Annotated in this window: 17 protein-coding genes, 1 pseudogene and 1 riboswitch; of the genes and pseudogenes, 11 read left to right on the top strand and 7 right to left on the bottom strand. The window is 61.6% G+C overall.

Translation table 11 applies throughout. The features are described from left to right. The first annotated feature begins 59 nt into the window (after window positions 1–59). Both ACOFKT_RS10650 and ACOFKT_RS10645 read left to right on the top strand, forming a co-directional pair. Window positions 60–1,256: an acyltransferase family protein gene (locus ACOFKT_RS10650; RefSeq protein WP_419803975.1), complete on the top strand. Its 1,197-nt coding sequence runs from the start codon at window positions 60–62 to the stop codon at window positions 1,254–1,256. 69 nt (window positions 1,257–1,325) lie between these two features. Next, complete coding sequence (locus tag ACOFKT_RS10645; protein WP_419803974.1) at window positions 1,326–2,912, top strand: UbiD family decarboxylase; 1,587 nt, start codon at window positions 1,326–1,328, stop codon at window positions 2,910–2,912. Between the two features lie 37 nt (window positions 2,913–2,949). Here ACOFKT_RS10645 and ACOFKT_RS10640 read toward each other — a convergent pair whose 3' ends face one another. Continuing rightward, window positions 2,950–3,360 (bottom strand): hypothetical protein, encoded by a 411-nt coding sequence (locus ACOFKT_RS10640; RefSeq protein ID WP_419803973.1) that lies wholly within the window; start codon window positions 3,358–3,360, stop codon window positions 2,950–2,952. A gap of 229 nt (window positions 3,361–3,589) precedes the next feature. Between ACOFKT_RS10640 and nuoI the strand changes: the two genes are divergently transcribed. Together nuoI and ACOFKT_RS10630 are read left to right on the top strand one after the other, a co-directional pair. Beyond that, window positions 3,590–4,093 (top strand): NADH-quinone oxidoreductase subunit NuoI, encoded by a 504-nt coding sequence (nuoI, locus tag ACOFKT_RS10635; RefSeq protein ID WP_419803972.1) that lies wholly within the window; start codon window positions 3,590–3,592, stop codon window positions 4,091–4,093. A 69-nt stretch (window positions 4,094–4,162) separates the two neighbouring features. Continuing rightward, window positions 4,163–6,241 carry a M3 family metallopeptidase gene (locus tag ACOFKT_RS10630; protein ID WP_419803971.1) on the top strand — a complete coding sequence of 693 codons (2,079 nt, stop codon included), beginning with the start codon at window positions 4,163–4,165 and terminating at the stop codon, window positions 6,239–6,241. 129 nt (window positions 6,242–6,370) lie between these two features. On the opposite strand, the gene metH is transcribed toward ACOFKT_RS10630, so the two are convergent. Next, window positions 6,371–9,100 carry a methionine synthase gene (gene metH / locus ACOFKT_RS10625; protein WP_419803970.1) on the bottom strand — a complete coding sequence of 910 codons (2,730 nt, stop codon included), beginning with the start codon at window positions 9,098–9,100 and terminating at the stop codon, window positions 6,371–6,373. Further along, window positions 9,097–10,215 carry a homocysteine S-methyltransferase family protein gene (locus ACOFKT_RS10620; RefSeq protein WP_419803969.1) on the bottom strand — a complete coding sequence of 373 codons (1,119 nt, stop codon included), beginning with the start codon at window positions 10,213–10,215 and terminating at the stop codon, window positions 9,097–9,099. Before ACOFKT_RS10620 ends, metH begins: the two co-directional genes overlap by 4 nt. A gap of 244 nt (window positions 10,216–10,459) precedes the next feature. On the opposite strand from ACOFKT_RS10620, the gene ACOFKT_RS10615 reads away from it, so the two are divergent. From ACOFKT_RS10615 to ACOFKT_RS10595, 5 genes are all read left to right on the top strand, one after another. Beyond that, complete coding sequence (locus tag ACOFKT_RS10615; RefSeq protein WP_419803968.1) at window positions 10,460–10,774, top strand: hypothetical protein; 315 nt, start codon at window positions 10,460–10,462, stop codon at window positions 10,772–10,774. Window positions 10,775–10,836: 62 nt separating this feature from the next. Beyond that, a complete protein-coding gene (locus ACOFKT_RS10610; protein WP_419803967.1) occupies window positions 10,837–11,448 on the top strand; it encodes a hypothetical protein in 612 nt (203 codons plus the stop codon). A gap of 144 nt (window positions 11,449–11,592) precedes the next feature. Beyond that, a riboswitch (SAM riboswitch) is annotated at window positions 11,593–11,716 on the top strand. Between the two features lie 136 nt (window positions 11,717–11,852). Further along, window positions 11,853–13,148: a threonine synthase gene (gene thrC, locus ACOFKT_RS10605; RefSeq protein ID WP_419803966.1), complete on the top strand. Its 1,296-nt coding sequence runs from the start codon at window positions 11,853–11,855 to the stop codon at window positions 13,146–13,148. A gap of 27 nt (window positions 13,149–13,175) precedes the next feature. Continuing rightward, window positions 13,176–13,457, top strand: coding sequence for a MoaD/ThiS family protein (locus ACOFKT_RS10600; RefSeq protein ID WP_419803965.1), 282 nt, complete (start codon window positions 13,176–13,178; stop codon window positions 13,455–13,457). Window positions 13,458–13,477: 20 nt separating this feature from the next. Then, a complete protein-coding gene (locus ACOFKT_RS10595) occupies window positions 13,478–14,560 on the top strand; it encodes a histone deacetylase family protein (protein WP_419803964.1) in 1,083 nt (360 codons plus the stop codon). Between the two features lie 69 nt (window positions 14,561–14,629). Here the strand turns inward: ACOFKT_RS10595 and ACOFKT_RS10590 are convergent, their stop codons facing one another. Further along, window positions 14,630–14,788: a DUF3309 family protein gene (locus ACOFKT_RS10590; protein WP_419803963.1), complete on the bottom strand. Its 159-nt coding sequence runs from the start codon at window positions 14,786–14,788 to the stop codon at window positions 14,630–14,632. A 214-nt stretch (window positions 14,789–15,002) separates the two neighbouring features. Between ACOFKT_RS10590 and ACOFKT_RS10585 the strand changes: the two genes are divergently transcribed. Next, window positions 15,003–15,146: a hypothetical protein gene (locus ACOFKT_RS10585; RefSeq protein ID WP_419803962.1), complete on the top strand. Its 144-nt coding sequence runs from the start codon at window positions 15,003–15,005 to the stop codon at window positions 15,144–15,146. A gap of 70 nt (window positions 15,147–15,216) precedes the next feature. Here ACOFKT_RS10585 and lon read toward each other — a convergent pair whose 3' ends face one another. Together lon and clpX are read right to left on the bottom strand one after the other, a co-directional pair. Next, window positions 15,217–17,670: an endopeptidase La gene (gene lon / locus ACOFKT_RS10580; RefSeq protein ID WP_419803961.1), complete on the bottom strand. Its 2,454-nt coding sequence runs from the start codon at window positions 17,668–17,670 to the stop codon at window positions 15,217–15,219. Between the two features lie 164 nt (window positions 17,671–17,834). Then, on the bottom strand, window positions 17,835–19,112 hold the full coding sequence (gene clpX / locus ACOFKT_RS10575; protein ID WP_419803960.1) for an ATP-dependent Clp protease ATP-binding subunit ClpX: 1,278 nt from the start codon (window positions 19,110–19,112) through the stop codon (window positions 17,835–17,837). A gap of 180 nt (window positions 19,113–19,292) precedes the next feature. Here clpX and ACOFKT_RS10570 point away from each other — a divergent pair, with 180 nt between their 5' ends. Beyond that, window positions 19,293–19,763 carry a nuclear transport factor 2 family protein gene (locus tag ACOFKT_RS10570; RefSeq protein ID WP_419803959.1) on the top strand — a complete coding sequence of 157 codons (471 nt, stop codon included), beginning with the start codon at window positions 19,293–19,295 and terminating at the stop codon, window positions 19,761–19,763. 60 nt (window positions 19,764–19,823) lie between these two features. On the opposite strand, the pseudogene clpP reads toward ACOFKT_RS10570, so the two are convergent. Further along, a pseudogene (gene clpP / locus ACOFKT_RS10565) lies at window positions 19,824–20,426 on the bottom strand (ATP-dependent Clp endopeptidase proteolytic subunit ClpP); the annotation flags it as partial. Window positions 20,427–20,438 lie beyond the last annotated feature (12 nt).

Raw genomic sequence — 20,438 nt, 5'->3', positions numbered from 1 at the left:
GGTGCCTTTTTGTATTCTGTGCTGTGTGTCCGGGAGCTGTGCGGTAGGCTTGGAACACTGTGACCGCGACCGCTCCAACTCGTCGCTTTCTCTCTGTCGACGTCCTGCGCGGTCTGACCGTTGCGTTCATGATCCTGGTGAACGACCCGGGCGATTGGAAGCGTGTCTATGCTCCGCTGGACCACGCCGAGTGGAACGGCTGGACCAGCACCGACCTGGTGTTTCCGACCTTTCTGTTTCTGGTGGGCTGCTCCATTGTGTTCGCGGTGCAGTCGCGGCTGCGGCGTGGTGTGGCCCGGTCCAGTCTCCTGCTGCAAATTCTGCGGCGTGCGCTCGTTATTTTTCTGATCAAGATGTGTATCGGTGCGCTGCCGTACTTTCACTGGACGCACCTACGCATTTTCGGCGTGCTGACGCGCATCGCGGTCTGCTACGCGGCGGCGGCGCTGCTCTTTGTATGGACGCGGAACTGGCGTGTGCTCGCGGCTGTAACGGTCGCGCTGTTAGTTGGCTACTGGGTGCTCCTGCGCTTCGTTCCGGTACCCGGCTACGGGCACCCTGGCGTGGACGTGCCTTTTCTGGATCCGAACGGCAATCTCACCTCGTACCTGGACCGGGGGTTCAATACCTGGACGCAGCGGTGGCTGCACACGGGGGCGCTCTACCGCGGCACGCGCGATCCTGAGGGGCTCTTGAGCACGTTGCCGTCCATCGCGACGACCCTGCTGGGCGTACTGACGGGTATCAGGCTTACGCGGGAAGCTGGGCCGGATGCGCGCGTCTCCACACGTCGGAACGCGGTTGTGTTCGCCATCGTGGGTGCCGGTTGCGTTCTGCTCGGGGAGCTCTGGTCTGTCTGGTTCCCGATCAACAAGAATTTGTGGACCAGCTCGTATGTGTTGCTGGCGGGTGGCATCGCTCTGATCGGGTTGGCGTTGTGCCATTGGATCTTCGACGGTGAGCCGTGGCAGCAGCGCCACGCCGCCGTCCGTGCGATCGCGTGGCCGTGCCTGGTCTTCGGGTCGAACGCGATTTTTGCGTATGCACTCTCCAGCCTGCTTGAGATCGGCTTCGACACGATCAAGGTGCACGCTGCCGACGGCTGGCGCGCCCTTCACTTTTGGCTGTACCGCACCGTTTTCGCCCGTGGCGGATCAACGGAAAACACGTCGCTCGCCTGGGCCGTGTTTTTCGTGGTGCTGTGCTTTGTGCCCACCTGGCTGCTATGGCGTCGCAAGTGGTTCCTGCGCGTCTAGCGCAATTGGGCCGCCGCGCCGCTACGATGAACAGAGAGCGTGCCCTGGTGCGCAGAGGAGCAGGGCAGCGTGGCATATCGCGATCTGAGGGAGTGGATCAAGGCACTCGACAAAGCAGGAGAATTGAAGCGAGTCTCCGCCGAGGTTGACCCCATTCTGGAAATGGCGGAGATCGCCGACCGCGCCGCGAAATCCGGCAAGGGAACACCAACGGCGGGCGGCCCCGCGCTCTTGTTTGAAAACGTCAAAGGTCACCCGGGCGCGCGTGTGCTGATGAACCAGTTCGGCAGCATGCGCCGCATGCAACTGGCGATGCAGGTCGATTCACTGGACGAGATTGCCACGCGCATTGAATCGCTGCTGAAGCCGCAGATGCCAACGAACCTGGTCGACAAATTGAAGCTGCTGCCGATGCTTGCGGACCTTGGTAAGGTCTTTCCCAAGGTCGTTGACCGCGGCAGTGCGCCATGCAAGGAAGTGGTTCGCAAGGGTGCGGACGTGGATCTGGGCGAGCTTCCGATTTTGCAAACGTGGCCGGGCGACGGCGGACGCTTCATTACCCTGCCGCTGGTCATCACGCGCGACCCGAAGTCGGGCAAGCGCAACGTCGGCATGTACCGCATGCAGATTTATGACGAACGCACGACCGGCATGCATTGGCAGCGGCAGAAGAACGCGGCGGACCACCTGCGCGAGCGTATGCGCGCCTCCGCCGCGACCGGTGCCTACCGCGTCAGCATCATGGCCGAGACTGCAGGCGGCACGGCAGCGGCTACCAGCATCGCCGGCCTGCCTGGCATGGCCCTGCAGAAGATTCGGGGCGAGCGCATGCACGTTGCCGTTGCGATCGGCACGGACCCGGCGATGACCTTCTCCGCCATTGTGCCCGCGCCGCCTGAGATCGAGGAGTTTTTGATCGCCGGCTTCCTGCGTCGCTCGCCGGTTGAACTGGTCAAGGCCGAGACGGTGGATTTGGAAGTGCCCGCGCATGCCGAGTACATCCTTGAGGGCTATGTCGACATCGGTGAGTTGCGTGTCGAGGGTCCATTCGGCGACCACACCGGCTTCTACACCATGCCAGAGGAGTACCCGGTCTTTCACCTGACCGCGATCACCCATCGCAAGAACCCGATCTACGCGGCGACGATCGTGGGCAAGCCGCCCATGGAGGACACGTACCTCGCCAAGGCGGTCGAGCGCATTTTCCTGCCGCTGATGCGGCTGACGCTGCCGGAGATCGTGGACGTAAACCTGCCGCCAGAGGGCGTGGCGCACAACCTGATGATTGTGAGCATCCGCAAGAGCTACGCGGGCCACGCGCGCAAGGTGATGAACGGCATCTGGGCGCTGGGGCAGGCCATGTTCACCAAATGCATCGTGGTGGTCGACGAAGACTGCGACGTGCAGGACGTGGCTGAGGTCGCGTTGCGCACCTTCAACAACATCGACCCGGAGCGCGACATTCAGTTCACGCTTGGCCCGGTGGATTCTCTCGACCACGCCTCGCGGCTGCCGAACTTCGGCAGCAAAATGGGTGTGGACGCGACGCGCAAGTGGCCGGCGGAGGGCTTCACCCGGCCCTGGCCGCAGATGCTGGAAATGCCCGCAGACGTGAAAGCGCGCGTGGACAAGCTCTGCAAGTCGATCGGGTTGTAGCTCACGCGCAAAGCCCTAAAGGCGATTCAAGCGTTCCTTACTTGATGCCACTCAGGTTCACGCGAATGCATGCGGTGTAGGTCCGAAGGAACTGATCTCGCAACTTCGCATACTCGGCCGTGGTTTGAAATTTGCGGCGATCCGGGTCTTGATTGAGCAGATAAATCGTTGTAACGATGCGGTCCGTGTCGTCCAGAAGAAGATAAAAGCCGAGCACGCCGCCTTCCAACTTAGACCTGTCGAAACCCTGCACTTCGAAGCCATTCATTTTGCCTGGAAGCGCGTAGTTCCTCGTGCTGTCTGCACTGGAGGCCAGTAGGTAGTCGAACCCGTCCGTCACAAGCTGCTTCTGCTCTGTGTAGCGATCCTGCGGCAGCAGCTCCACTTTCACGTTGGCGTAAAAGTCCGTATCGGGGTAGGCAAACATGACGCGCCTGCCGGTGATCATGCGTAACGGCTGGGTTCCTTTTCTTGTCTCGATCGGACGGGAGTTGGTCCCGGGTGAGAGTGAAGCAAGGTCGACAATCTGTAGGCCGTCGGAGAAAGTGCAGCTTTCATATGCATGCAGGGCTGGGAACATCTGAGCGTAGCTGCACCCGGCGAAACCAACCAGAAACGTAAGCAGCAAGCGCAAACGGCGCAGTCTGGCGTCCATGTCTCCAGCGTATACTCAAGCCATGTCGATCCTGAAAAATGCTGCCGGCATTGCCAAGGGCATGAGCATCACGTTCAAGGAGATGCTGCAGCCGTCTGAGGTAGAAAATTACCCCGACGGGCCGGGGCCGATGCGTGGCGCGGTGTTTCAGGACCGCTTCCGTGGCAAGCACCAGCTGCAGCGCGATGAGAACGGGCTGGAAAAGTGTGTCGCCTGCTTTCTGTGCGCGGCGGCTTGCCCATCGAACTGCATCTACATCGAAGCCGCAGAGAACACAGAGGAACAGCGCATCAGCTCCGCCGAGCGCTATGCCAAGGTCTACAACATCGACTACAACCGCTGCATCTTCTGCGGTTACTGCGTGGAGGCTTGCCCGACCGACGCGATCACGCACGGTCATGGCTTCGAACTGGCGAGCCTGAACGCGACCACGCTGGTCATGCGCAAGGAAGATCTACTGGTGCCGGTGCCGCAGACGCCTCTGGTGGGCGGCGGTGTAGCCGATAAGGTTGAGGTGCTCTCGTAGCATCCGGTTTGTGATGGAACGCAGGCGCGGTGCCCCTGGCAGCGCGCCTTCACCGTTTGAGGAGTGTGAATGTCGACCGTTGCTGTGCAGAACCCGTTATTTCAACCGAGTACATTGCCGTTCGGCGCGCCGCACTTTGATCGTATCCAGGACGAGCATTACCCGGAGGCATTCACGGCCGGAATGGCGGAGCAGCGGGCCGAGGTGGAGGCGATTGCGAACGCGACCGGTGCGCCTACATTTGAGAACACGGTTGCCGCGCTGGAGCGTACAGGCACCACGTTGAGCCGCGTGGCTTCGGCGTTCTTCTGTGTTGCGGGCGCGCACACGAATGACCGGCTGCAGCAGATTCAACAAGAGGTCGCGCCGGAGCTTTCCGCGCACAGCGATGCCATTTTTCTGGATGCGGCCCTGTTTGCGCGCGTGCATGCGGTGTACGAGCAGCGCGACGGTCTTGGCCTGGACGCCGATTCGCTGCGGCTGCTGGAGGAAACGCATGAGCACTTCCTGCGTGCGGGCGCGCTGCTGAATGATGCCGACAAGGCAAAGCTGAAGGCGCTGAATGCGGAGACGGCGACACTGCAGGCAGCGTTTGTAACCAAGGTGCTGAGTGCAGCGCGAGAGGCTGCGCTGCACGTGGAAACGCGTGAGGAACTGCAAGGCCTCTCCGAGTCGCAGATCGACGCAGCGGCCGCAGCGGCGAACGCTCGCGGGCTCGACGGTTTTCTGCTCGCGTTGCAGAACACGACGCAGCAGCCCTTGCTGGAGTCGCTTGCGGTCCGTGAGACGCGGCGCAGGCTTTGGGAAAGATCGCTGACCCGCAATGCACAGGGCGACGCAAATGACACGCGCGCGGACATCGGACGGCTGGCGCAACTGCGTGCGGAACGCGCGGCGCTGCTGGGGCACGCAGACTACGCAACGTGGAAGCTGCAAAACCAGATGGCGCGAACCCCGGCGAACGCGGTCGCGTTCCTGGACCGCCTTGTCCCGGCGGCGCGCGCGGGGGTTACGCGCGAGGCGCAGTTGCTGCGCGAGCACATGAGCGCGCAAGGCGTTGCGCATGAGCTTGCGCCGTATGACTGGGCGTTCTATGCAGAGCAGGTACGCAAGGCACAGTACGACCTGAACGAGGATGAGCTGAAGCCGTACTTCGAGCTGAACTCGGTCTTCGAGCGCGGAGTATTGTTCGCCGCTTCCGAACTGTACGGTCTGCGTTTTGAACCACGCACCGATCTGCCGGTGTACCACCCGGACGTGAGGACGTACACGGTGTATGACCAGGACGGGGCCGAGCTTGCGCTGCTTTACACGGACTTCTACAAGCGAGATTCCAAGCGCGGTGGCGCATGGATGAGCACGCTGGTCGACCAGTCGCGGCTCTTGGGCCAGCGGCCGATCATTACGAACACGTGCAACTACACGAAACCAGCGGAAGGACAGCCGTGTTTGCTGACTTCGGACGAGGTGGACACGCTATTTCACGAGTTCGGCCACGCGCTACACGGCTTGTTGTCCGACGTGACCTATGCATCACTGTCGGGCACGTCGGTCGCTCGCGACTTCGTCGAGTTCCCGTCGCAGTTCAATGAGCACTGGGCGAGCTATTCGACCGTGTTTGCGAACTATGCGCGGCACTACGCCACGGGCGAGCCGATGCCCGCGGAACTGGAAGCGAAGCTGCGCAAGGCAAAGCACTTTAACGGCGGGCATGCGCTTGCAGAGGTGCTGGCCGCAGCCGAGTTGGATATGCAGTGGCATACGCTGGCGGCGGATGCGCCGTTGCAGGATGCGGCGGAGTTCGAAGCTCGCGCGCTGGCGGCGAAGCAGGTGATGTTTGATGCGGTGCCGCCGCGCTACTCGTCCACGTACTTCTCGCACATCTTCGGCGGTGGCTACTCGGCCGGCTACTACGCCTACCTGTGGGCGGAGATGCTGGACGCGGACGCGTACGCCTGGTTCGAAGAGAACGGCGGGCTGACGCGCGAGAATGGCGAGCGCCTGCGATGCATGGTGCTGTCGTGCGGAAACACGGCTGATCCGGCGGAGATGTATCGGGCGTGGCGTGGCCGCGACCCGGAGATCGGGCCGATGCTTGCGGGGCGTGGCATCGATCTGCTGATGCATGCGGATTCTGCGGCTGCGTGATGCGTTGGAGTTGCGGCGAACACCGAAATGCGGGTCTCTCCACTACGCGGGACGGTAAAGCTGTCCTGCTCCGGTCGAGATGGCAGAGCAGTGGTCGCTCCGGGGTCGAGACAAGGGAATGGTTGCGAGCTACTTACGTGCGTCGGGGTCGTAGCCGAGGTTGGGGCCGAGCCAGCGCTCGGCTTCGGTCTGGGTCATGCCTTTGCGTTGCGCGTAGTCGGTGACCTGGTCGCGGCCGATCTTGCCGAGTGAGAAGAAGCGCGACTCGGGATGCGCAAAATAGATGCCGCTGACGCTGGAGCCGGGCCACATGGCAAAGGACTCGGTGATCTCCATGCCCGTGTTCTGGTGTACGTCGAGCAGGCGCCAGATGGTGCCTTTCTCCGTGTGGTCGGGGCATGCGGGGTAACCAGGCGCGGGGCGGATGCCGCGGTACTCTTCGCGAATCATCTGATCCTTCGTCAGGTCCTCGGCGCGGCCGTAGCCCCACTCATCGCGCACCTGCTTATGCAAGGCTTCGGCGAAGGCCTCGGCGAAGCGGTCGGCGATGGCTTCCGCGAGGATCGCGGAGTAGTCGTCGTGCTCGCGCTTGAACTGGTCGGTGAGCTCCTTCAAGCCGATGCCGGTGGTTACGGCAAAGGCACCGATCGAATCCTGCAGGCCGGTGTCCTTTGGGGCGATGAAGTCGGCAAGGGAGCGGCAGGGTTCCTTGCCTTCGCGGTTGGCTTGCTGGCGAAGAAAGTGGAGGCGTTCGTGCACGCGAACACGCGCCTCATTGCAGTAGAGCTCGACGTCGTCTCCCGTGGCACTTGCAGGGAAGAAGCCATACACGCCGCGTGCGGTCAGCGCGTGAGTGGAGATGATGCGGTCGAGCATGCGCTGCGCATCGTCGTAGAGCTTGCGGGCTTCCTCGCCCTGGCGCTCGTCATCAAGAATGCGCGGATAAAGACCGCGGAGCCCCCAGGTATGGAAAAACGGGGACCAGTCGATGAACTCGCGCAGGGTGGTGAGCGGGAAGTCGTGCAGGACGCGGACGCCGAAGAATTCGGGCGTGGCGATGTCCTGGGCATGCCACTCGATGGGCGTGCGGCGTGCGCGGGCTTCGCCGATCGGTGTGAGCGACTGCTTGGGCGCGAGGTGGGCGCGGCGAAGGGACTCGTACTCGGCTGTGTGCGTTTCGATGAATTGGGCGCGGTTGTCTTCGCTCAGCAGACTGGTCGTTACAGGCACGGCGCGGCTGGCGTCGGTTACGTGAACGACCGGCTCTGCGTAGTGCGGTGCGATCTTGATCGCGGTGTGGGCGCGGCTGGTGGTGGCGCCGCCGATCAACAGTGGAATGGAAAACTTGAGCCGCTGCATTTCACGCGCGACGTGCACCATTTCATCAAGCGACGGGGTGATGAGGCCGCTGAGGCCGATGACGTCCGCGTTTTCAGCTTTGGCACGCTCCAGTATCTTCTCCGCCGGCACCATGACGCCCATGTCGATCACTTCAAAATTGTTGCAGGCGAGCACGACCCCGACGATGTTCTTGCCGATGTCATGGACGTCCCCTTTGACGGTGGCAAGGACTATCTTGCCCTGGGTGCGAACGGCCTCGCCGCGCGCAGCCATCTCAGCCTTCTCGATCTCCATGAACGGGGTTAGGTAAGCGACTGCTTTTTTCATGACGCGCGCGGATTTCACGACCTGCGGCAGGAACATCTTGCCCGCGCCGAACAGGTCACCGACGACGCTCATGCCGGCCATGAGCGGGCCTTCGATGACGAGCAGCGGACGGCCGAGTTTGGCGCGCGCTTCCTCCGTATCCTCGGCAATATAGGTGTCGATGCCTTTCACGAGGGAGTGCGACAGGCGTTCCTCGACGCTGCCGTTGCGCCACTCCTCTACGCGGTGTTCGAGAATCTTGGCGTCGGCGCCCGACGTTTTCAGCCTTTCACCGAGGTCGACCAGGCGCTCGGTCGCATCAGGACGCCGGTTCAGCAGAACGTCTTCGACAAGCACCTTCAGCTCAGGCTCGATCTCTTCGTAAACCTCAAGCATGCCGGCGTTGACGATGCCCATGTCCATGCCGGCGGCGATCGCGTGAAAGAGGAATGCCGAGTGCATCGCCTCGCGCACCTTGTTGTTGCCGCGGAAGCTGAAGGAGATATTGGAAACACCGCCGCTGACCTTGGCGTGCGGCAGGTTCTGCTTGATCCATCGCGTGGCGTTGATGAAGTCGAGCGCGTAATTGTTGTGCTCCTCCATGCCGGTGGCGACGGTGAGGATATTGGGGTCGAAAATGATGTCTTCGGGTGGGAAGCCGACGCGATCGACGAGCAGGCGATAGGCGCGCTCGCAGATGCGGGTCTTGTCTTCGTACGTGGCAGCCTGGCCCTGTTCGTCAAAGGCCATGACGACGACCGCCGCGCCGTACTTGCGCACAGTGCGCGCGTTCGCGATGAACCTGTCTTCGCCCTCTTTGAGCGAGATGGAATTGACGATGCCTTTACCCTGCAAGCATTTCAGCCCGGCCTCGATCACCTCCCACTTGGAGGAGTCGACCATGAACGGAACTTTGGCGACTTCGGGTTCGCTGCCGAGTAGTTGCAGGAAGCGGCTCATGGCGGCGACGCCGTCGATCATGCCCTCGTCCATGCAAATGTCGATGACATTAGCGCCGTTTTCAACCTGCTGACGGGCGATCGAGACGGCGTCTTCGTACTTACCATCAATAATGAGGCGCGCGAATTTGGGCGAGCCGGCGACGTTGGTGCGTTCGCCGATCATCAGGAACGTGCCAGGCTGCTGCGTGAACGGCTGCGAGCCGGAAAGGCGCAGCGGTTTCGGCTGTGCTGCCTTGGAGGTAGTGCTCACGCTGCGACCGCGATGGCTTCGAGTGCGCGCGGTTGCGCGTGCTCCAGCCGCTTCGCAATGGCCGCGATGTGCTCGGGCGTATTACCGCAGCAGCCGCCTGCAATGTTGATCAAACTGCCGTCTGCGAACTCGCCGAGATAGCGCGCCATATCCGCCGGCTCAAGGTCGAAGCCGGTAGGCGAGAGCGGATTGGGCAGGCCCGCGTTCGGGTAGGCCGAGATGGCCACGTCCGCGCGATTGGCGAGGTCGGCGAGGAATGGATACATCAGGTCGGGGCCGAGCGAGCAGTTCAGGCCGATGCTGAGTGGCTGGACGTGTTCGACCGCGTTCCAGAAGGCTTCGACGGTTTGCGCACTGATCATCGTTTCACCACCGCGGCCCACGGCGGCGCTGATCATGACGGGGATCTCGGGTGCGCTAACCGAGCGTTCGTCGAGCACCTCGCGGATGGCGACAAGCGCGGCCTTGGCGTTCAGCGAATCGAAGATGGTCTCAACCAGCAGTAGGTCGGAGCCGCCGGCGAGCAGGGCACGGACTTGCTGGACGTAGGCGGCCTTGACCTGGTCGAAGGTGATCACGCGAAAGCCGGGGTCGTCGGCATCGGGCGAGTTGGAAAGGGAAACGGTGAGTGGGCCGATGGCGCCGGCGACGAAGCGCTGGCGGCCGGTATCGTTGCCGACCTGGTCGGCGAGCGTGCGGCACTGGCGGGCACTGGTTTCGTTGACCTCCCAGGCGAGCGCTTCGAGCTCGGGATCGCCGACGATGCCGGCATAGAACTCGGGGTCTTTGCGGCCGCCGTGCTCGCGGGGATCATCGCGAAAAAACTCGCTTTGCGCAATGCTGGTGGCGCCGAACGTGTTCGTCTCCAGGATGTCCGCGCCGGCCTCAAGAAAGCGCCGGTGAATGTCGCAGATCATGGCGGGCTGCGTCAGGCTGAACAGGTCGCCGTTGTTGAGCAGGTCCTTGGGAGCGTTGCGGAAGCGGTCGCCGCGCATGTCCGCCTCAGTCATGCCGTAGGTGCGGATGGTGGTGCCCATGGCGCCGTCGATGATGGCGATGCGCTGCTTTAGGATCGCGCGGAGCGGGTGTGGTTCGGGTTGAGCTGGCGGACGCATCTGCACTTCCATGATACCGGCCACAGAGCGGATCCAACGATTTCGGGCGATCGCATCCGGGGATTTGCCGGGTTGCAAACAGGTCGACGCGCCCGTACACTAAGCGCGCTATCAATAAGATACAGGGCACCCGGCCGCCGTTCGTTGCGCTGCCTGAACCCGCAGAACGCGTGTAAGAAGGTCGATGTCTACGCTGCCGTTGGATTCAGAACAGAGGGTGATTCTTCACGTCTGCACCCGCGAAATGCTGCGCCCGCTTCGAGATCAGATCCTGCGCCTTTCCGGCTTCGAGGTGGACTCCACGCTCGCCTGGGAAGAAGGCATGGAGATGTTCTGGGCCCGGCAGTATGACCTGGTGCTGATCGATGTGGAAGGTGAACAGCAGATTCCGCAGGCGGAGCACCTGTGCTCTGAGATCAAGACGGCGAACCCGGAGCAGATGGTGGCGTTTGTGTGCAACTGGCGGGTTGCCGTGATGACGGACTGTCCGGATGAGATTCTACGCACGGAGTTCGACCCGCGGCGTTTCGTGTCCGGCGTGATGAAGATGATCGAGTAGCTTTCTGCCGTCGGCGTGACACGCGGCAGAAGCATTGCATCCATCTGCAAGGGAGAGGATGCATGGCAACGAAAAAGGCAAGTGCGACGAAGGCTGCGAGCAGGAAGACGCCCGCGAAGAAGACCTCGGGAACGAACTCTGCCGCGAAGAAGGCTCCGGCAAAGAGGACTTCAGCAAAGAAGGCATCCGCTAAGAAGTCTGCTGCGAAGAAGGCTCCGGCGAAGGTGCCCGGGCAACGATCTGCGCCAAAGAAGACCTCCGCGCCGGACAAGTACACCGACCCGGCGCTGCGCGAGCGCATCAAGGCCAAGGTCATCCGTGAGGACAAGGGTGGGCGCGCCGGGCAATGGAGCGCACGCAAGGCGCAGATGGTGGCGCATGAGTATGAGGCCGAGGGCGGCAAGTACAAGGGCGGGCGTGATACGTCGCAGAAGAACCTGACCGCTTGGGGCGACGAGCACTGGACCACCGCGGATGGGAAACCAGCCCGCCGTAAGGACGGCATGCATCGTTACCTGCCGGAGAAGGCTTGGAAAGAGCTGAGCCCAGCGGAGAAGCGGTCGACGGAGAAGAAGAAGCTGGCCGGCGACAAGCAGGGCAAGCAGTTCGTGGCAAATACGGCTCCCGCGGTGAAGGCACGCCGTGGTGCGGAAAAGTCGAAAGCAGGCCGTTGATGCGCGCTGTTGCCCTACGACCATCAGGATTCAGGACAAACAAAGCGTACGTGTGCCGGTCACCGTGTTGCACCGGCACACCACGCGTGATACAAACGATAGCAATCAAGCCTGCGGCAATGAGCGATCAGTGGCGCGGGTTGAGTTTCATGAAGAGTGGCTGAGGGACGAGCCCTGCGACGCCACGACAACCGGACGAGCCTTGTACCGGTGTCACCTCTCTCCTGGCTGTGTCCGCTGTGTTGGCGGGCAACAGGGAACATGAGATTCGGCATACGGCACCACGCACGATGTGGCAAAGCGGTTTGACCGTCTAATCAGGCTTCCTTTGGCGAACTGTAGCTTCGCCGCACCATGAAAGAGCCGTCGCATGTTTGTACCCGCTTCCACCGGGAAGAGGAACCATGCAGCCTGCGTGTCGCGCCCCCTTTGAGCTTTACTCGAAAGAGTCGGGCAAAAGCTACGGGAACCAGCCTCTCTCGATCTGTGACGAGTCGTTCACACCGCTGGAGGTCCGGTATGACCTTGAAGCCGTAAAGGGCAAGGTGACGCGGGCGACGATTGAAGCTGGGCCCGCAAGCATGTGGCGCTATCTTCCGCTCCTGCCGATCCCGGAGGGTTTTGAGCCGGACCTGCCGGTTGGGTTTACGCCGCTGGTACGAGCCAAGAATCTAGGCAAGCGCGTTGGCTGCAGCAATCTGTTTGTGAAGAACGACGCGGTTTGCTTTCCGTCGCTTTCTTTTAAAGACCGCGTCGTGGCCGTGGCGCTGGCGAATGCTCGGTACTTCGGGTTTCAAGTAGTGGGGTGCTCGTCGACCGGGAACCTGGCGAATGCGGTCGCCGCGCAGGCCGCGCGCCTTGGGCTGAAGGCGTGCATTCTGGTGCCCGCTGACCTGGAGCCAGCAAAAATTCTGAACACGCAGGTGTATGGCGCGCGGCTGGTGCGCATCGACGGCAACTACGACCATGTGAACCGGCTGTGCTCGCTGATCGCGGACCAGTACAGTTGGGGCTTTGTGAATGTGAACCTGCGGCCGTACTACGCGGAAGGCTCAAAGTCCGTCGGGTTCGAAATCGCCGAGCAGCTTGGATGGCGGCTGCCGGACAACGTGGTCGTGCCAATGGCGGGCGGGTCGCTGATCCGCAAGATCAAGAAGGCATTTGACGAACTGGTTTTCCTGGGACTGGTGGAGGCCAAGCCGGTCCGGTTCTTCGGAGCGCAGGCGACGGGGTGCTCGCCGATCTCGACGGCGGTGAAGGCGAACACGGAAACGATCACGCCGCAGCGGCCGAACACCATCGCGCGTTCGCTGGCGATCGGGAACCCAGCAGACGGGCCGTATGCATCCCGCATGATTCGCGAGGTCGGTGGTTACGCCGAGGACGTTTCCGATGTGGAAATCGTGTCCGGCATTCAGGAACTGGCGGAGACGGAAGGCATCTTTACCGAGACCGCGGGCGGTGTCACGACCGCGGTGACGGCGCGGCTGCTGGCGCAGGGGCGCATCGGTGCAGATGAGCTGACGGTGGCGGTCATTACCGGCAACGGCCTGAAAACAACGGACGCCCTGGCGGGCCGGTACGAACTGGGGCGCGCCGTGCGCCCGCGCCTGGGCGACTTTGAGGAATATCTGGCAGAGCTGGATGCCCCGGCACAGGCCGTCGCCGAAGCCGAGCCGGAATTGGTTCCCGCTGATTAACCCCTGTAGTTCGAGAAGGAGTCTGAATTGTCGATTCGAGTGATGCTGCCTGCCGCGTTTGCGCGCCATACCGACGGGACCAAGCAGGTTGATTCCCAGGCAGAAACGCTGCCAGCGTTGGTTGAGGACTTGGGCACGAAGTTTCCGCAGCTCGGGGCACACATCAAGGACGAGGACGGCCAGCTGCGCAAGTTCATCAACGTGTATGTGAACGATGAGGACATCCGCTTTCTGGGCGGCGATGGCTACCAGTTTCAGGACCGTGATGAGGTGATGTTTATTCCAAGCATCGCCGGCGGCCTGCGCTAAGCAGCGCAGCAATTGGCGCGATGAAGCTCTTCTATTCCGAGCGGCAGCTGCTGCACCGCGAAGTGCGGGAGATCGCCTACGGACGCATCTCTCCGGCAAACGACAGGCCGGAGCGGACAATCGCGATCCGGGATGCGCTGCTGGATGCGGGCCTGGCGACCCTGGCGGAGCAGGAGCAGTCGCCTGTTCCGCTTTCCGTGCTGCACGCGGTACACGAACCGGCGATGCTGCGTTTTCTGGAGACGCTACACGAACGGTGGCAGGCTCAATATCCAGGTACGCTGCCGTTTCCGGAAACGTCCGTAGCGCCGGGGATGCGCCGCACGCTGCCGGCGGCGTTGCGCGGTCAGCTTGCGTATTTCTGCTTCGACACGTGTGCGGCCGTGGTGGAGGGCACCTGGGCGGCGGTGTCTGCGTCGGTGGCACAGGCGCACGGGGCGGCGCTGGCCGTAGCGGCTGGCGAGCGGTTAGCGTTCGCGTTGTGTCGTCCGCCGGGTCACCATGCCGGGCGCGACTTCTACGGCGGCTACTGCTACCTGAACACTGCCGCGGTGGCGGCTGAGGCCTGGGTGCAGCGAACCGGCACGCGTTGCGCCATTCTGGATGTGGACTTCCACCACGGCAATGGTACGCAGCACATCTTCTGGGAGCGCGAGGATGTGTTCTTCGCGTCGCTGCATGCGTCGCCGGAGCAGGCGTATCCGTTCTTATCGGGCTATGCAGATGAGCAGGGTGCCGGTGCGGGTTTTGGCAGCACCTGGAACGTTCCCTTGGCGCTTGCGACGACCTGGCCGGCGTACCGTGTTGAGCTGTTGCGCGTTCTGGAACGCATCGAGCAAGCACGGCCAGAGGCGCTGGTGGTTTCTCTTGGCACGGACACGTACCGTGGCGACCCTGTGGGTGGACTCGGGCTGGAGATGCCGGACTTTGCGGCGCTCGGCGCAGCGATCGCCGAGCTGGGAATGCCAACAATCGTCGTGATGGAAGGCGGATACGAGATGGCCACCGTCGGCGAGTGTGTTGCTCAGTTCAGCGCCGGACTGCAGAACACCATCACAATCGGCACCGGAGTCGAACTAACCGGAGCAGAGGAGCCGATCTGACGCGATTGGCTCCTCTGTGTCCAGCAGGCTAATTGCTCCCCGAAGGGCCGTTGTAGCGTGTTCGGGTATTCAGAAGTGCAGGCCACCGTTGAGTAGCAGGATGACGAGAATGATCACCGCGATCAAGCCGAGGCCGCCGCTGGGGTAATAGCCCCACCCACGGCTGTAGGGCAGGATGGGCGACGTGCCGAAAGCAAGCAGCACCAGAAGGATGAGCAGGATAAGCAACGGCGTAACCTCACGCAATTGGAATGGGCGCCACCGTGCGCCGCTGCGGCACTAGATGCGAAATGGGAGGGTTTCCGTTGCTGCCAAGAATGCGAGCCACGTGTCGCGCCTGATCCAGCGGTGCACATACAACGCTGCACCTGCTGGCGTTCTCCAATGTGAACGCAACCGTTCGCCGCGATGTGCGCCGGTGCATGCCGTAAGGAGGCAAACCATGTTTCTTGGAATCGCCGGCGTTCTGTTTCTGCTCTGGATCGTGGGTGAAGTCGTGACCCACGGAGCCAGTCTTGCCATTCACATACTTGCGATCGTCTGGATCATCTCGCTGATCGGCGGATTATTCACCCGGAAGAGCTGACAGTAGCGTAGGAATGCACAAAGGCCCGGATCGCTCCGGGCCTTTGTGCGTGCTTGTTGCCGGTTGCCGGTTACTGGTGCGGCTGCGCGGGCGTGCCAACCGCGGCGGGCGGAGGCATGCTGGGCAACTTGGACGCTTCCAGTGCCGCAGGCTGCTCTTCGGCCAACTCAGGCAGCTTGCCGTCCAGCGCAATCTGCAACACCTCGTCCATCTGCTCGACAAAGTGCAGCTTCATGCTTTCCTTGATCAATTGCGGCAGGTCAGCATAGTCCTTGCGATTTTCCGCAGGCAGGACGGCTTCAAAGATGCCGGCGCGGTGTGCCGCCAGCAGCTTCTCCTTCAGGCCGCCGATGGGCAAGACTTTGCCACGCAGGGTGATTTCGCCCGTCATGGCGATGTCGCGGCGCACCGGAATCTTGGTGAGCGCGCTGGTAAGTGCGGTGGCGAGCGTGATGCCAGCGGACGGGCCATCCTTGGGAATGGCACCCTCGGGGACGTGCACGTGAATGTCGAGCTTGGAGTAAAACTCCTTCGGCAGTCCCAGGTGCTGCGCGCGTGAGCGGACGTAGCTGAGTGCGGCCTGCGCCGATTCCTGCATCACGTCACCGAGCTGGCCGGTGATGGTCAGCTTACCTTTGCCATCGAGTACCTGCACCTCGACTTGGAGAATGCTGCCGCCGACCTCGGTCCAGGCCAGGCCGGTGACTAGACCGATCTCGCTCTTCTCCTGCACGGAGGAGTCGCGGAACCGCATGACGCCCAGGAAGTCCGGAACGTTCTCGGCGGTCAGTGTTTCCTTGCCGTGCACCTCCGGCTTTTTCTTGTTGGTCGCCTTGACCACGCGGCGGACGACCTTGCGGCAGACGTTGCCGATTTCGCGCTCCAGATTGCGGACGCCGGCTTCGCGAGTCCAGCCACGGATGATCGACTGCAGACCTTCATCGCTGAACTCGAGATTTTCAGCGGTCAGGCCGGTTCCTTCCAGCTGCTTTTTGATCAGGTACTGCTTGGCAATCTCCAGCTTCTCGACTTCGGTGTAGCCGTGCAACCGGAGAATTTCCATGCGGTCCTGCAGCGGCCCCGGAATGGTGTGCAGCACGTTGGCAGTAGCGACGAAGAGCACCTGGCTCAGGTCGTATTCCACGTCGAGGTAGTGATCGGTGAACGTACCGTTCTGCTCAGGGTCAAGCACTTCGAGCAGAGCCGCTGCCGGGTCGCCTCGGAAGTCGGCCGCCATCTTGTCGATCTCGTCGAGCATGATGACCGGGTTCTTGGTGCCGGCCTTCTTCATGGACTGGATGATCTGGCCAGGCATGGAACCGATGTAAGTGCGGCGATGGCCGCGAATCTCGGCTTCGTCGCGCACGCCGCCCAGGCTCATCCGAACGAACTTGCGGCCGGTCGCCTTGGCGATGCTCATGCCGAGAGAGGTCTTGCCGACGCCCGGAGGTCCGACGAAGCAGAGAATCGAACCCTTCGGATTCTTGACGAGCTGGCGAACCGCAAGAAACTCGAGAATGCGGTCCTTGATCTTCTCCAGGCCGTAGTGATCCTCGTTCAGAATGCGTTCCGCGTGCTCGATGGAGCGGATGTCCTTGGACTTCTTCTTCCACGGCACCGCGAGCAGCCAATCCAGGTAATTGCGGCTCACAGTGGATTCGGCGGACATCGGCGGCATGGCTTCCAGCTTTTTCAGCTCCTGCTGTGCCTTGTCCAGAACGTCCTTGGGCATGCCGGCGGCGTCGATCTTCTTTTTCAGATCATCCCACTCGCTTTTTTCGCCGCGGCCCAATTCCTTTTGAATGGCCTTGATCTTTTCGTTCAGGTAGTACTCTTTTTGCGCGCGCTCCATCTGTCGCTTGACGCGGGATTGGACAGTGCGGTCGACGTTCAGCTTTTCGATGGCGATGTCGAGCACGTCGGCAACTTTGTTCAGGCGCGCGACCGGGTCGAAGATGTTCAGAAGCTCCTGCTTCTCATCGATGGAGAGCTGCAGGTTTGCCGCGATGGTGTCGGCGAGCTTGGTCGGGTCGTCCGTGCGCGCGGAGGCGACAGCGGTCTCGTAATTCAGGCTCTGCTGCAGCTTCAGGTGCTGTTCGAAGAGGCCCTGGACGCGCTGCATCAACTGCTCGACCTGCGGCGTCATGGTCAGGCTGTTGCGGCCGGTCTTGACGGTGGCGACGAAAAACCCGTCGTTGTCATTCAGCTCAATCGTCTTGGCGCGCTCGACGCCCTCGACGAGAACCTTGACATTGCCGTCGGGCATGCGAACGTTCTGGACGATGTTCCCGATGACGCCGACCTCAAAAATGTCGTCGGCGCTGGGCTCGTCGATGCTGGCGTCGTGCTGGGTGGCGAGGAAGATCTTGCGGTCACCGGTGAGCGCTTCTTCCAGGGCGCGGACGCTCGATTCGCGGCCGACGACGAAGGGCGTCATCATGTGTGGAAAGATCACCATCTCGCGGATGGGCATCATGGGGAGCTTGTAGACTTCGCCGTTGGGCTGCTCGGTTGGCTTGGGCATATCTCCTCATTTAGACGCGCTGCGATGCCGCAAAGGTGCGGTATCGGACACATCGCTCATGCGATTGTAAACCCGCTGCAACACAGAAGAATCGCTGCCGCAGGTGCTAAAAGGCCCGCATGGAGCGGGCCTTTCAGCGGGTGCAAAGTTTCTGAAGCGAACCGCTAGCTTGCCTTCTCCAGCAGCACCGGTGGAATGGTGATGTTGCGCTTGCGCACCATCTCCGCTGTTACTTCCAGTTCCTTGATTTTTTTGTTGGTCGGAATGGTGTACATCAGGTCGAGCATGAGCTCTTCCAGGATCATGCGAAGACCGCGTGCGCCGACTTTGCGCTGCAGCGCTTCATAGGCGACGGCCTGGGCGGCTTCCGGGGTAAAGGTCACGCGAACGCCTTCAAATTCAAAGAGCTTGGCATACTGCTTCAAAATGGCGTTGCGCGGACGGGTGAGAATGTCGATCAGCGCGGCTTCATCAAGCTCGTCGAGGATGCCCAGCACGGGGAGGCGGCCGACAAACTCGGGGATCAGGCCGTACTTCAGCAGATCCTGCGGCTCGGCCTGGCGCAGCAACTCGGTATCGCGCTGCGGGCGGATCGGCGTTACTTCGACATCGCCCATCCCAGAGGTCTTGAAGCCGAGCGCCTTTTTGCCAATGCGGCGCCCGATGACGCGCTCCAGTCCGACAAATGCACCGCCGCAGATAAACAGGATGTTGGTCGTGTCAATCATGGTCAGTTCCTGGTGCGGGTGCTTGCGGCCGCCCTGCGGGGGAACGTTGGCTACGGTACCTTCCAGCAGTTTTAGCAGAGCCTGCTGCACGCCCTCGCCGCTCACATCGCGGGTGATGGAGGGGTTCTCGTCCTTGCGGCCGATCTTGTCGATCTCGTCGATGTAGATAATGCCGGTTTGGGCGCGGGCGACATCGCCCTCCGCGGCCTGCAGCAGCTTGAGCAGGATATTCTCGACATCCTCGCCGACGTACCCGGCTTCGGTCAGCGTGGTCGCGTCGACAATGGCGAATGGAACGTCCAGCATCTTGGCCAGGGTCTGTGCCAGCAGCGTCTTGCCGCTTCCGGTTGGGCCGACAAGCAGAATGTTCGATTTGGCAAGCTCGACATCGTTGCCGCGCTGGCGATTCATCTGAATGCGCTTGTAGTGGTTGTAGACCGCGACGGCCAGCTTTTTCTTGGTGATCTCCTGGCCGATCACATACTCGTCCAGGAATGCCTTGACTTCGTGCGGCTTGGGCAGGTGCGAGGGAGCCGCGCCGGGTGTCGTCTCGCTGCGATCATCTTCCAGAATGCTGTTGCACACCGCAACACATTCGTCACAGATATAGGCGCGCGGATAATCCGAAGGCGAGGAGATGAGTTTGGCTACGGCCTCCTGCGTTTTATGGCAGAACGAACAGCGCAGCGAGTCGTCAGAACCCTTGGTCTTCATACGGACGAGGCAGCTCCAAAAAGCGGGCCAGAGTCGATGCGACCGCTCGCACAAGTCTATAACGTCCGGTATCGGACTTTGCTGTGGGGAACCAGCACTGACGCGTCTCAGCGTTGTGGGGGTTTCCACATCGCCAAGGGGGCGTGAACCGGCGTACCACAATTGAGTTAGGAGAAATGCATGAGTAAGGTTTTGCGTGTCTGCGGAGGCTTGGCCGTGATCAGCACCGCGCAGGGAATGTACGCGCAACAGCCGGCGGAAACGCAGGTGAAGGCACTGGTACAGCGTTTCTTCGCGGCAGAGAAGGCCTATGATGCCGGCGCGCTGACAAAGCTGATCGACCCGGATTACGTGGAGATTTCGCCCGCGGGCGAGGTTGATGCGCACGACCGCTTTCTTGGCTTCTACACGCCGGGAAAAAAGATCGCATGGCCACCGATGGTCATCAGCGAGGAGCAGGTCCGCACCTTTGGGGACACGGCGATCGAGACACTCAAAACGACGTACACGATGCCCGACGGCAAAGGGGGAACACGCAACCTGGACATCCGGGGAACTTTCGTTGCGCAGCAGAAGGATGGCATGTGGCGGCTGATCGGCGCGCAATACACGGGCATCCGTCCCGTGCCGCCGCCCACCACTGGTAAGTAGTGCGAACGCAGAAAAGCGGATGCGCCGAGTGCATCCGCTTTTCTGCCTGCCAAAGCTGCTTTATGAGCGTGGGCGAGTGATGATGTCGTCGATCAGGCCGTATTCCTTTGCCTGTTCGGCGCCCATGGTGAAGTCGCGGTCCGTGTCCTTCTCAATTTGATCGAAGGACTGGCCCGTGTGATGCGCCATGATTCGGTTCATGCGTTCACGCAGCCGTAGGATTTCTCGCGCGTGAATGTCAATTTCAGTAGCTTGACCCTGAATCCCGCCGCCCATGATCAGCGGCTGGTGAATCAGGATGCGTGAGTTCGGCAGAGAGAATCGCTTGCCCTTCTTGCCGGCCATCAATAGAAAAGCACCCATGCTGGCGGCCTGCCCGATGCACAGTGTCGATACATCGTTCTTGATGTACTGCATCGTGTCGTAGATGGCCAGGCCCGCTGAAACCGACCCGCCTGGCGAGTTGATGTAAAGCTGGATGTCCTTCTCAGGGTCCTCACCGGACAGGAACAACAATTGCGCAATAATCAGGTTTCCGACATTGTCATCGATCGGCGTACCTAGAAAGATGATGTTGTCGCGGAGCAGACGGCTGTAGATGTCGTAGGAACGCTCACCCCGGCTCGTCTGCTCGAGCACCATTGGAATTAAACCCATACTTTTCCTCGTTTCCTT

Origin of the sequence: Terriglobus sp., from assembly GCF_965201105.1 — a bacterium.
In the GTDB taxonomy this organism is placed as follows: domain Bacteria; phylum Acidobacteriota; class Terriglobia; order Terriglobales; family Acidobacteriaceae; genus Terriglobus.
The sequence above is the reverse complement of the archived record's forward strand: the minus strand, read 5'-3'. Positions and strand labels throughout refer to the sequence as shown.

Bases quoted from the DNA above. Each gene is read 5' to 3' on its own strand.
- ACOFKT_RS10595 (WP_419803964.1), top strand. From the start codon at position 13,478: ATGAAGCTCTTCTATTCCGAGCGGCAGCTGCTGCACCGCGAAGTGCGG.
- nuoI (WP_419803972.1), top strand. From the start codon at position 3,590: ATGTCGATCCTGAAAAATGCTGCCGGCATTGCCAAGGGCATGAGCATC.
- ACOFKT_RS10620 (WP_419803969.1), bottom strand. From the start codon at position 10,215: ATGCGTCCGCCAGCTCAACCCGAACCACACCCGCTCCGCGCGATCCTA.
- ACOFKT_RS10640 (WP_419803973.1), bottom strand. From the start codon at position 3,360: ATGATCACCGGCAGGCGCGTCATGTTTGCCTACCCCGATACGGACTTT.
- ACOFKT_RS10615 (WP_419803968.1), top strand. From the start codon at position 10,460: ATGCTGCGCCCGCTTCGAGATCAGATCCTGCGCCTTTCCGGCTTCGAG.
- ACOFKT_RS10630 (WP_419803971.1), top strand. From the start codon at position 4,163: ATGTCGACCGTTGCTGTGCAGAACCCGTTATTTCAACCGAGTACATTG.
- ACOFKT_RS10610 (WP_419803967.1), top strand. From the start codon at position 10,837: ATGGCAACGAAAAAGGCAAGTGCGACGAAGGCTGCGAGCAGGAAGACG.
- ACOFKT_RS10585 (WP_419803962.1), top strand. From the start codon at position 15,003: ATGTTTCTTGGAATCGCCGGCGTTCTGTTTCTGCTCTGGATCGTGGGT.
- thrC (WP_419803966.1), top strand. From the start codon at position 11,853: ATGCAGCCTGCGTGTCGCGCCCCCTTTGAGCTTTACTCGAAAGAGTCG.
- ACOFKT_RS10570 (WP_419803959.1), top strand. From the start codon at position 19,293: ATGAGTAAGGTTTTGCGTGTCTGCGGAGGCTTGGCCGTGATCAGCACC.
- lon (WP_419803961.1), bottom strand. From the start codon at position 17,670: ATGCCCAAGCCAACCGAGCAGCCCAACGGCGAAGTCTACAAGCTCCCC.
- clpX (WP_419803960.1), bottom strand. From the start codon at position 19,112: ATGAAGACCAAGGGTTCTGACGACTCGCTGCGCTGTTCGTTCTGCCAT.